The sequence below is a fragment of the Acinetobacter yuyunsongii genome, assembly GCF_041021915.1.
Taxonomy (GTDB): Bacteria; Pseudomonadota; Gammaproteobacteria; order Pseudomonadales; family Moraxellaceae; genus Acinetobacter.
Genome location: NZ_CP157435.1, coordinates 271730 through 283959, shown reverse-complemented (window position 1 = coordinate 283959; position 12230 = coordinate 271730). Strand labels below are relative to the sequence as shown.

General features: G+C 42.4%; 10 protein-coding genes and 5 tRNA genes. All 15 read right to left on the bottom strand.

Translation table 11 applies throughout. From position 1 onward, the window contains the following. Positions 1-104: 104 nt before the first annotated feature. The 15 genes from rpoB to ABLB98_RS01305 all read right to left on the bottom strand — a co-directional run bounded on the left by rpoB (position 105) and on the right by ABLB98_RS01305 (position 12227). Positions 105-4193, bottom strand: coding sequence for a DNA-directed RNA polymerase subunit beta (gene rpoB / locus ABLB98_RS01375; RefSeq protein ID WP_249571592.1), 4089 nt, complete (start codon positions 4191-4193; stop codon positions 105-107). A 309-nt stretch (positions 4194-4502) separates the two neighbouring features. Further along, positions 4503-4868, bottom strand: coding sequence for a 50S ribosomal protein L7/L12 (gene rplL, locus ABLB98_RS01370; protein WP_004659350.1), 366 nt, complete (start codon positions 4866-4868; stop codon positions 4503-4505). 48 nt (positions 4869-4916) lie between these two features. After that, the gene (gene rplJ, locus ABLB98_RS01365) at positions 4917-5423 is read right to left on the bottom strand and encodes a 50S ribosomal protein L10 (protein ID WP_004659354.1); all 507 of its coding nucleotides are present in this window, start codon (positions 5421-5423) and stop codon (positions 4917-4919) included. A gap of 246 nt (positions 5424-5669) precedes the next feature. Continuing rightward, on the bottom strand, positions 5670-6365 hold the full coding sequence (rplA, locus tag ABLB98_RS01360; protein ID WP_004659356.1) for a 50S ribosomal protein L1: 696 nt from the start codon (positions 6363-6365) through the stop codon (positions 5670-5672). 3 nt (positions 6366-6368) lie between these two features. Beyond that, positions 6369-6797, bottom strand: a complete 429-nt coding sequence (gene rplK / locus ABLB98_RS01355; RefSeq protein ID WP_004637639.1) for a 50S ribosomal protein L11 — start codon at positions 6795-6797, stop codon at positions 6369-6371. A gap of 112 nt (positions 6798-6909) precedes the next feature. Then, on the bottom strand, positions 6910-7443 hold the full coding sequence (gene nusG, locus ABLB98_RS01350; protein WP_348883593.1) for a transcription termination/antitermination protein NusG: 534 nt from the start codon (positions 7441-7443) through the stop codon (positions 6910-6912). 7 nt (positions 7444-7450) lie between these two features. Then, a complete protein-coding gene (gene secE, locus ABLB98_RS01345) occupies positions 7451-7891 on the bottom strand; it encodes a preprotein translocase subunit SecE (protein ID WP_005163063.1) in 441 nt (146 codons plus the stop codon). Between the two features lie 76 nt (positions 7892-7967). Next, positions 7968-8043 (bottom strand) — tRNA-Trp (locus tag ABLB98_RS01340). Positions 8044-8097: 54 nt separating this feature from the next. After that, positions 8098-9288, bottom strand: coding sequence for an elongation factor Tu (tuf, locus tag ABLB98_RS01335; protein WP_004659362.1), 1191 nt, complete (start codon positions 9286-9288; stop codon positions 8098-8100). A 164-nt stretch (positions 9289-9452) separates the two neighbouring features. Further along, positions 9453-9527, bottom strand: a tRNA-Thr gene (locus tag ABLB98_RS01330). Positions 9528-9538: 11 nt separating this feature from the next. After that, positions 9539-9614, bottom strand: a tRNA-Gly gene (locus tag ABLB98_RS01325). 33 nt (positions 9615-9647) lie between these two features. Continuing rightward, positions 9648-9731: transfer RNA gene (locus ABLB98_RS01320), tRNA-Tyr, on the bottom strand. Positions 9732-9783: 52 nt separating this feature from the next. After that, positions 9784-9859 (bottom strand) — tRNA-Thr (locus ABLB98_RS01315). Positions 9860-9958: 99 nt separating this feature from the next. Then, positions 9959-11452, bottom strand: a complete 1494-nt coding sequence (trpE, locus tag ABLB98_RS01310; protein ID WP_348883696.1) for an anthranilate synthase component I — start codon at positions 11450-11452, stop codon at positions 9959-9961. Positions 11453-11534: 82 nt separating this feature from the next. Beyond that, positions 11535-12227 (bottom strand): phosphoglycolate phosphatase, encoded by a 693-nt coding sequence (locus ABLB98_RS01305; RefSeq protein ID WP_348883697.1) that lies wholly within the window; start codon positions 12225-12227, stop codon positions 11535-11537. Between the last annotated feature and the right edge of the window lie 3 nt (positions 12228-12230).

Sequence of the window (12230 nt, the reverse complement as noted above, 5' to 3'; positions counted from 1 at the left end):
ACTGGGTCACAAATATTGTTTTTACTGAAATTTGGAATCTCCCCTAACCCCTCTTTAACAAAGAGGAGAACTTCCCCCTTTAATAAAGGGGGCTCGAGGGGGATTTAGTCACCATTTTTCAGTTCAATGTTGATACCTAAAGAACGGATCTCTTTGGTCAATACGTTGAACGATTCAGGCATACCCGGATCCATATAATGGTTTCCATCTACAATATTCTTATAGATGCGTGTACGACCTTCGACGTCATCCGACTTCACTGTAAGCATTTCTTGGAGCGTATATGCAGCACCGTATGCTTCAAGTGCCCATACTTCCATCTCACCGAAACGCTGACCACCGAATTGTGCTTTACCACCAAGCGGCTGTTGAGTCACAAGTGAGTAAGAACCTGTTGAACGCGCATGCATCTTGTCATCAACCAAGTGGTTCAATTTGAGCATGTACATGTAACCTACAGTTACAGGACGGTCAAACTGTTCACCTGTACGACCATCAAACAATACTGTTTGACCTGTACGAGAAATGTCTGCCAATTCAAGTAAGTCTTTGATCTGACTTTCTTCAGCACCATCAAATACTGGAGTTGCTAATGGAACACCAGCACGCAAGTTACCTGAAAGCGCCAAGATTTCTGCGTCAGTCAAGCTATCAAGCTCTTCTTGCTCACCACCAACCTTGTTATAAATCTTGTCTAAGAATTCACGCAGTTCAATCACTGTACGTTGTTCTTTCAACATTTTTTCGATCTTATCGCCAAGACCTTTCGCCGCCATACCCAAGTGAGTCTCAAGAATCTGACCCACGTTCATACGTGACGGTACACCTAATGGGTTCAATACGATGTCGACTGGTACACCATTCGCATCATGTGGCATGTCTTCAACTGGTAAGATGTTTGATACAACACCCTTGTTACCGTGACGACCCGCCATCTTATCACCAGGCTGGATACGACGTTTAACTGCAAGGTAAACCTTAACAACTTTCAATACGCCAGTTGTTAATTCATCACCTGTAGACAGTTTACGCTTCTTCTCAGCAAACTTCTCGTCAATCTCGTAACTCTTCTCTTTCAAGAACACTTGAATTTGAGTTAAACGCTCAGCAATTGCTTCATCATTTGGCTGGATTTCAAGTAAATCAACAAGCTCTAAACCAGACAATACGTCTTCAGAAAGTTTATCACCGCGTTTAGTTGAACCACCACCGTTAGATTCTTGACCTTTCAACAAACGAACAATACGTTCACGTGCTGCTTCTTCGAAGATTTTGTATTCTTCTTTCAAGTCTTTACGGTATGCGTCAAGCTGAGCTTTCTCAATTGCTTGAGCACGTTCATCTTTTTCTAAACCATCACGTGTGAAGACTTGAACGTCAATCACTGTACCTTTGGTACCAGACGGAACACGTAAAGACGAGTCTTTTACGTCAGCCGCTTTTTCACCAAAGATTGCGCGAAGTAATTTTTCTTCAGGTGTTAACTGAGTTTCACCTTTAGGTGTTACCTTACCAACAAGGATGTCACCTGCAGTCACTTCAGCACCGATATAAACAATACCTGACTCATCCAATTTAGACAGTGCAGCTTCACCAACGTTAGGAATATCGGCAGTAATTTCTTCTGCACCTAGCTTAGTATCACGTGCGACACATGACAATTCTTGAATGTGAATTGACGTTAAACGGTCTTCTTGAAGCACACGCTCAGAAAGTAAGATCGAGTCTTCGTAGTTATAACCGTTCCATGTCATGAACGCGACGCGCATGTTTTGACCCAGCGCAAGTTCACCCATGTCAGTCGATGGACCGTCAGCCAAGATATCACCACGAGCAACTTTGTCACCCAAGTTTACGATAACGTTTTGGTTGATACATGTATTTTGGTTTGAACGTGTGTATTTGATCAGGTTATAGATATCTACACCTGCTTCACCCGCGATCATTTCATCTTCGTTGACACGAATCACGATACGAGACGCATCAACATATTCAATCGCACCACCGCGGTTTGCGATCACACACACACCTGAATCACGTGCTACGTTTGCTTCCATACCTGTACCAACAAGCGGCTTGTCAGCACGCAATGTAGGAACAGCTTGACGTTGCATGTTCGAACCCATCAAGGCACGGTTCGCGTCATCGTGTTCAAGGAATGGAATCAATGATGCCGCAACTGAAACAACCTGCTGTGCAGAAACGTCCATATGTGTGACGCGCTCAGGCGACATACGTACGAATTCACCTTGATGACGGACAGAAACCATTTCTTCAGTCAGGTTGCCATCTTTATCAACAGCGGAGTCAGCCTGTGCAATGACAGTCCCTACTTCTTCAATTGCAGATAAATATTCAACTTCATCAGTTACACGACCATCTACAACTTTACGGTATGGTGTTTCCAAGAAACCGAAGTCATTCGCTTTTGCATAGACAGAAAGCGAGTTGATCAAACCAATGTTTGGACCTTCAGGCGTTTCAATTGGACAAACACGACCGTAGTGAGTTTGATGTACGTCACGTACTTCGAAGCCCGCACGTTCACGTGTCAAACCACCAGGGCCAAGCGCAGATACACGACGTTTGTGTGTAATCTCAGACAATGGATTGTTTTGGTCCATGAACTGAGACAATTGGCTTGAACCAAAGAATTCTTTGATTGCAGCAGCAACAGGTTTTGCGTTGATCAAATCTTGTGGAGACAAGTTATCTGTTTCTGCTTGGCTTAAACGCTCTTTAACAGCACGTTCAACACGAACTAAACCAACACGGAATTGGTTTTCTGTCATTTCACCAACAGAACGTACACGACGGTTACCTAAGTGATCGATATCGTCGACTTCGCCTTTACCGTTACGAATTTCTACTAATGTACGTAATACATCAATAATATCGTCGTGTGACAGAATCCCTTCAACTTCACGTGACTTCTGGTCAGTACCCACTTCGTAAGGACGACCCAAACGACGGTTGAACTTCATACGACCCACTGGAGAAAGGTCATAACGCTCAGAAGAGAAGAATAAGTTGTTGAATAAGTTCTCAGCAGCTTCTTTCGTTGGTGGTTCGCCTGGACGCATGACTTTATAGATTTCAACAAGTGCTTCTTCACGACCTGTTGTTGTATCCGCACGCAATGTATCTGCAACGAAAGGACCACGATCGATGTCGTTCGTGAACAGGATGTTAAACTGTTTAACACCACCTTCAGCGATCTTCACCATGATGTCATGGCTAAGTACGGTATTCGCAGGAATCACATCACCACTTTTCAGTGTGATATCTTCAGCTGTAATACGCTCATATAAATATTCATCAGGTACAGAAAGCTTAGCTAAGTTCGCAGCTTCCATTTGACGTACGTGACGTGCATTAATACGTTTACCTTGTTCAACGATCGCTTTACCATCATTGTCTAAGATATCAAATTGTGCCATTTCACCACGTAAGCGATCTGGAACAAGATCAATCTGATAGCTACCCATATCAAGATATACAGGTACTTTTTCATAGAACAAATTCAAGATTTGTTCATTGCTATAATTCAAGGCACGCAGAATCACCGTTGCAAGCAGCTTACGACGACGGTCAATACGTACGAATACTAAATCTTTAGCATCAAATTCAAAATCTAACCATGAACCACGGTAAGGGATAATACGTGCTGAATACAACACTTTACCACTTGAGTGAGTTTTACCCTTATCATGATCAAAGAATACACCTGGTGAACGGTGTAATTGAGATACGATGACACGCTCAGTACCATTGATAACGAAAGTACCGTTATCGGTCATGAGTGGCATTTCACCCATGTAAACTTCTTGTTCACGAACGTCTTTAATTGATTTCGTTTCACGATCTTTAATGATCAAACGAATTTTTACGCGCATTGGTGCTGCATAAGTTGAACCACGTAAAATACATTCACGCACGTCAAACTCAGGCTTACCAAGACTATACTCAACAAATTCTAAAGCAGCATTGCCAGAATAACTTTCAATAGGAAAAACTGAACGAAATGCGGCTTGGAGACCGATATCTTCGCGATTTTTTGGAGTTTTACCGCCTTGTAAGAATGTACGGTACGAATCGACCTGAATCGACAGTAAGTACGGTGCTTCCATTACGTGGGGCAATTTACCAAAATTCTTACGGATCCGTTTCTTTTCGGTATATGAGTATGCCATCTGGAGTCCTCGGAAAGTAAACTAAACCCGCCTGCAGAACGGGTCTAGAAGGAATTACGCAGGCCGATATGGCCACCACTGTTTACAAATGCTGCAATTTTTAGTGGTATTAAAACGCTTAACAATATTTTTATAAGCAAAAAAATATTGGTAAGCGTTTGATTTCATGAATTTTGTTTAAATAATACGCACAATAAACGTAAAACTATCAAAAAACGAGCCGATTATTGTAACGCAAAAAGGCTGATGACCCAAGAGCCATCAGCCATTTTTTGGAGCCGATTTTGAAAAAATCGACTCCCTACAGCATTACTTAAGTGTAACTGTAGCACCAGCTTCTTCAAGCTTCTTCTTAAGTTCTTCGCCTTCTTCTTTAGAAACGCCTTCTTTAAGAACTGCAGGAGCGCCTTCAACAAGATCTTTAGCTTCTTTAAGACCAAGGCCAGTAGCTTCACGAACTGCTTTAATTACAGCAACTTTGTTAGCACCGAAAGAAGTCAACTCAACGTTGAATTCAGTTTGTTCTTCAACAGCAGCAGCAGCTGGACCAGCAGCTACAGCTACAGCAGCAGCAGATACGTTAAAACGCTCTTCAAATGCTTTGATTAAGTCAACAAGTTCAATAACTTTTAATTCAGCAACTGCGTCTAAGATTTGTTCGTTTGTTAAAGCCATGAGAATAACTCCAAATGGATATTGAATGGTGTGAAAGTAGATTTAAGCTTAAGCAGCTTCTGACTCGTTTTTCTCTTGGAGCGCTGTAAGTAAACGACCCAATTTCGAAATAGGAGCTTGAAGAACAGAGGCAAGCATAGTAAGCGCTTTTTCGTGGTTCGGAAGGTTTGCAATAATACTAACTTCTTCACCTTGATAAAGTTTGCCGTCAAATGCAGCAGCTTTTAATTCAAATGCTTTGTTAGTTTTAGCAAATTCTTCGAACAAGCGTGCAGCTGCACCCATATCGTCTTCAGAAGTTGAGAATGCTAAGATTGTTGGACCAACAAGATTGTCATTCAAGATAGAGAATTGTGTATCTTGAAGAGCACGTTTGGCTAAAGTATTACGTACAACACGTGTAGCAACACCTAGTTTACGAGCTTCAACACGAAGAGCAGTTAATTGCTCAACCGTTAAACCTTGGTAGTCAGCAACAACGGCAGCGAACGCTGTAGAAGCAACTTCAGTTACTTCAGCAACGATCTGTTTTTTGTCTTCGATAAGAAGAGCCATTGTAAAACCTCCTAACGGTGATTTATGTACCTACACAGGTACACTCCCAATTCGTAAGTCTTTCGACTTACACGCGGAGGAGCAACAAATCACACCACCGCGTCTACTCAGACTGGATTTTTAAGAAAAGTGTCCGAAAACACTTCTCGCCTGAGGTCTTTGACGCTGATAAATCTTCATTTATCAATTCAAAGTTTGCTTAGATTTTTCCAATGAAAAAATCTAAGGCTTTAAAATTCTTTCTAATTACTTAGAAACGTTGTTTACATCAACGATCAAACCAGGACCCATAGTTGAGCTCAAAGTGATCTTCTTAACGTATACACCTTTAGAAGTTGCAGGTTTTAAACGTTTTAAATCTGCAATTAAAGTTTCAACGTTTTGACGTACAGCCTCTTCGCTAAAGCCAAGTTGACCGATTGCAGCATGGATGATACCACCCTTGTCTACACGGTAACGTGCCTGACCAGATTTGGCATTCTTAACCGCGTTCGCAACGTCAGGCGTTACTGTACCCACTTTAGGGTTTGGCATTAAGCCACGTGGACCAAGAATTGTACCTAACTTACCAACAACGCGCATTGCATCAGGAGCAGCAATAACCACGTCGAAATCAAGATTTCCACCTTGAATGCTTTCAGCAAGGTCATCAAATCCAACAACATCTGCACCTGCTTCTTTTGCAGCTTCAGCAGCAGCACCTTGAGCAAATACTGCTACACGTACAGTTTTACCTGTACCTGCAGGTAAAGTCGTCGCACCACGAACAACCTGATCAGATTTACGTGGATCAACACCAAGGTTTACAGAGATGTCTAATGATTCTTTGAACTTCGCAGCTGGAAGGCTGTTAAGAACTTGTACTGCTTCTTCCAAAGTATAAACTTTGTTTGCTTCTACAGCAGCAGCGATGGCTTTTTGACGTTTAGTTAACTTTGCCATGTCTTATAGCTCCACTTCCAAGCCCATAGAACGTGCAGAACCAGCAATGGTACGCACACGAGCGTCTAAATCAGCACCAGTTAAATCTGGTTCTTTAGTCGTCGCAATTTCTTCTAATTGAGCACGAGTCAACTTACCAACTTTAGTTTTGTTAGGTACAGAAGAACCCTTTTGAATACCAGCAGCTTTCTTAAGAAGAATAGATGCAGGTGGAGTTTTCATGATGAATGTGAACGACTTATCGTTGTACACAGTGATCACGACAGGAATTGGCAAGCCAACTTCAAGTTTTTGTGTAGCAGCATTGAATTCTTTACAGAATGCCATGATGTTTACACCACGTTGACCTAAAGCAGGACCAATTGGTGGAGATGGATTTGCTTTACCAGCTGGAACTTGCAGCTTGATATAGCCGTCAATCTTCTTAGCCATTGAAAATTACCTCTGGGTACAAACGCCGTCAGGCTCCCCAAAAAATTAAACAACACCGAAGTGTTAGAACAACAATGCCCGATCAAATCGGGCGCTTACCAACCAACTCAAATTAAATCGTTTTTTCGACTTGTCGAAACTCAAGTTCAACTTGCGTTGGTCGATTAAATACATTGATCGTCAACGTTAAACGTGACTTTTCGTATTGTACTTCCTCCACGACCCCTTTAAAGTCAGTGAACGGACCATCAACCACGAGTAATTCTTCACCAGGCTCAAACATTGTCTTAGGACGAGGTGCTTCACCTATATTACGTACACGCGCAAGAATTGCATCAGCTTCACGTTGAGAAATTGGTGCTGGTTTTTCTGGTGTACCACCAATAAAACCTAGAACCTTTGGACACTCTTTAACGATGTGCCAAGTATCATCATTCATTTCCATTTCGACTAATACATAGCCAGGAAAGAATTTACGCTCAGACTTACGCTTCTTACCATCCTTCATTTCTACTACTTCTTCAGTAGGAACAAGGACTTCACCAAAACTATCAGCAACAGTGCTGCGCTGGATTCGGTCATTAAGTGAACGCATCACTTGTTTTTCAAAACCAGAATAGGCATGAATAATATACCAACGTTTCATCGCACTCTTACCCGATAATTAACCTAATAAACCAACCTAACCCGTAATCGAAACACCATAAAACCAATGATGCAACAACCACAACCAAAAGAACCTGCCACGATGTCGTGATCGTCTCTTGTTTTGTTGGCCAAGTCACTCGACGCAGTTCAATTCGCGCATCTTGCAACAAACGCACAAAGCCTTTGCCTTGATGGGTGGCGTATAATAAACCTAAAGCGACGACGACACAAGCCAAAATTACCCCAACGCGCACCCAAATATCATTTGCAGGTGCCCAATAGGCTGGTAAATGTTGATTTACCAATGCTGAACCAACTAACAAAACAATTGCAATTAACCACAAGACAATATCAAGTGGAGAATTTGCATTTATAACTTCTGCAGCATTATTTCTTTGAGGGATTGGCGCGTCGCTTAATGCGTCACGCGATTTATCATTCGACATTTTTTTACTCGTCGTAGAATTCGCGAATTATTATATGACAACTTAGCCAGAATTAAGCTTTTTTATTTAAAAAAAGTGGCAGGCCAGGAGGGACTCGAACCCCCAACATTCGGTTTTGGAGACCGACGCTCTACCAATTGAACTACTAGCCTATGAAGCAAATCGAAAGCCGAAGCTTTCGATTTGAATGTAATATAATATTGGGCTTATGCAGTTACTTTAGCAACAACACCAGCACCTACAGTACGACCACCTTCACGGATCGCAAAACGTAGACCTGGGTCCATTGCGATCGGGTGGATTAACTCTACTGACATCTCAACGTTGTCACCAGGCATAACCATTTCTACGCCTTCTTGTAACTTGATTGCGCCAGTTACGTCAGTTGTACGGAAGTAGAACTGTGGACGGTAACCGTTAAGGAATGGAGTATGACGACCACCTTCTTCTTTAGAAAGTACATATACTTCCGCATCGAATTTAGTGTGTGGCTTGATTGTACCTGGTTTAGCAAGTACTTGACCACGTTGTACGTCTTCACGCTTAGTACCACGTAGAAGAACACCACAGTTCTCGCCCGCACGACCTTCGTCAAGAAGTTTACGGAACATTTCTACACCAGTTACAGTCGTTACAACTGTGTCACGGATACCAACGATTTCAACTGATTCGCCAACTTTAACGATACCAGATTCAACACGACCAGTTACAACCGTACCACGACCAGAGATAGAGAATACATCTTCGATTGGCATTAAGAATGCTTTATCGATTGCGCGCTCTGGTTCTGGGATGTAAGAGTCAAGCGCTTCAACAAGTGCAAGAACTGATTTCTCACCATATTCGCCATCATTGCCGTTCAATGCTTGAAGCGCTGAACCACGGATGATTGGAGTGTCATCACCTGGGAAGTCATAAGTAGAAAGAAGTTCACGAACTTCCATTTCTACTAATTCAAGTAATTCTTCATCATCAACAAGGTCACACTTGTTTAAGAATACGATGATGTAAGGTACACCAACCTGACGTGAAAGAAGGATGTGTTCACGAGTTTGTGGCATTGGACCATCAGTCGCAGCACACACAAGGATCGCGCCGTCCATCTGAGCAGCACCCGTAATCATGTTTTTAACATAATCGGCGTGGCCCGGGCAGTCTACGTGAGCGTAGTGACGGATTGGAGAATCGTATTCTACGTGTGAAGTATTAATTGTAATACCACGTGCTTTTTCTTCAGGAGCTGAGTCGATTTGTGAGTAATCTTTCGCTTCACCGCCGTAAGTTTTTGCACAGATAGTTGCAATCGCAGCAGTTAAAGTTGTTTTACCATGGTCAACGTGACCAATTGTACCCACGTTTACGTGTGGTTTATTACGTTCAAACTTAGCCTTAGCCATTTGATTTTCCTCGTTTACGTCGACACCAGTTTAGAGAAAAACAACCCTGAAAAACTTTCTTTATCGACATTCGCCTAAAAAACTAGACACCCAATACTTGAAAAGCAGACTATAATAGCCTGCTTCTTTAAAAATTTTGTAGAAATTCTACTAAGCTGTATATCTGGAGCTCTTATCGAGATTTGAACTCGAGACCTCTCCCTTACCAAGGGAGTGCTCTACCACTGAGCTATAAGAGCGACATCTTCGATGGAGCGGGAGACGAGGATCGAACTCGCGACATGCAGCTTGGAAGGCTGCCACTCTACCAACTGAGTTACTCCCGCATGTTGGTACTTACCACTTCAATCGAAGTTAGATGGTGGTGAGAGAAGGATTCGAACCTTCGAAACTTTCGTAGCAGAGTTACAGTCTGCCCCCTTTGGCCGCTCGGGAATCTCACCATATCACACTTACACAGTGCTGTTCTTTACGCTATACTACCACACTTTAAGATGGTGCCGGCACACGGATTCGAACTGTGGACCTACTGATTACAAGTCAGTTGCTCTACCAACTGAGCTATGCCGGCTCTTTCTTAGTGTTTCGTACGTTTCGTATCGGAACGGTGTGCAGTTTAGCAAAACTCTGAATCGATGCAAGTGGTTTTTTCAAAAAAACCGTTAAAAACTCATAAAATCAATCCGTTTGATGATAATTCAACCGCTTTGATCACTGCGCGAGCTTTTATTTGGGTTTCATTCCACTCTGATTCAGGATTTGAGTCTGCAACTAAGCCTGCCCCAGCCTGTACATAGACCTTTTTATCACGAATCACACAGGTACGAATCGCAATCGACATGTCCATTTCACCATGCCAGCCTAAATAACCTACAGCACCACCAAATACACCACGTTTAACTGGTTCTACTTCATCAATAATTTCCATAGCGCGGATTTTTGGTGCACCTGAAAGTGTTCCAGCAGGAAAGGTTGCTTTAAACACATCTAAAGCATCCACGTCATCACGTACTTCACCCTGCACATTAGACACGATATGCATGACATGAGAATAACGCTCAATCACCATACGATCAGTCACTTGCACTTTACCAATTTTAGAAACGCGACCAACATCATTGCGACCTAAATCGATTAGCATGAGATGTTCAGCAATCTCTTTTTCATCTGCGAGTAAATCTTGCTCTAATGCCAAGTCTTCTTCTTTCGTTTTACCACGTGGTCGCGTTCCCGCAAGAGGTCGCACGGTCGCAATACCATTTTCCAAACGAGATAAAATTTCTGGCGATGAACCCACAATATGAAATGGCTTTTGATCTGTGAGTGTTTGTCCTTGCACCAAAAATAAATAAGGCGATGGATTGAGATGGCGTAATGCACGATAAACTTGTAAAGCCTCACCATCAAAGTCAGATACCATACGTTGACCAGGCACAACCTGCATCACATCGCCTGCACGGATATACTCTTTTACTTTCTCAACGGTTTCTAAAAACTTTTCTTTACCCGTAATGGATTCGAAATGTGGCGCAGTATGAGGTTTCGCTTGTAAGCTGACAGGCGTAGCGAGCAACTGCTCAAGTTGATCCAGCTTCTGCTGAGCCTTATTATAGGCATCAGGCTGACTCGAATCTGCGTGATGAATTAAAAACAAAGTGTCCTTTAAATTATCAAACACAATCACAGTTTGAGACAACATTAACCAAAGATCTGGCAACGTCACAGGATCAGCTGTGGGAACGTTTTTAAGTTTTGGTTCGATATAACGTACCGCGTCATAGCCCAAATACCCAACCAAGCCACCAGTAAAACTTGGCAACTCAGGTAATTCAGCTTGGGGTGGCACTTTAAATTGACTTTGAAAATCGCGGATATACTGAAATGGATCAGCACAGTCTTGCTGGCGAAGCGAGCCATCAGCTTGCTGAATGGTCAATACACCTGCATTACAGGAAAAAACAATCGACTCCCCTAAACCAATCATTGAATAGCGCGCCCAATTCTCGCCCCCTTCAACGGACTCAAAGAGATAAGCTTGTTTTTGTTCTTTAAAACGTGCAAAAACAGAAAGTGGGGTTTCTGTATCGGCTAAACGTTGGCGATACACAGGAATGTTGTTATAGCCTGCTGATTTTAATTGCTCAAATTGTACTAAGGTCGTCATGAATCTTCTCTATGGTTTTAATTTCTGTGCGTTTTTTCTGTAGTGCCTTCTCAAGCCCGCCATCGAAAAACCATAACAAACTTCATGCTTGTCTCCTGACTAAATCATCTTCTATCAATTCTGCCAAACTATCGACCACTTGCTGTGGCTGACAGTCATAGATACTTTCCCCATGATTATAGCCATAGCTGACCACAATACAATCAATACCTGCACGTCTGGCGGCTTCCACATCATTACTCGAATCACCGATCATCAAAGCTTGTGACGCTGTAATATTTTGTTGCTGGATACAGTGTAGTAAAGGCAAAGGGTGAGGTTTACGTTCAGCTAAACTATCACCACCAACCACCATCTTAAAATATGGGCTTAACTGCAAAATATCGAGGATACCTTGTGCTAAATGCTCTGGTTTGTTAGTTACGCAAGCCATCGTAATATTATGCTGTTGGCAGTAATCCAAAAATGGTAAAACACCTTCATATACTTTGGTATTAACACATAATTCTTGTTCATAAATCTCAACAAAAGTATCAAGCAATTGCTTCTGCTGCTGGGCATCAATCTGCCCAAACAAATACTCCAAGACAGTCTCACATAGTTTAGCCGCACCCTTGCCTACCCAAGCTCGAATCTGCACCTCTGTTACCAATGGTAATGCCAGCTTTTCCAAACTTAGATTCATTGCTCGATATAAATCAGCCGCCGAGTCCACAAGCGTCCCATCTAAATCAAATAAAATTAAACTTCGTTGTTGTAACTGAGCAACAGACATAGA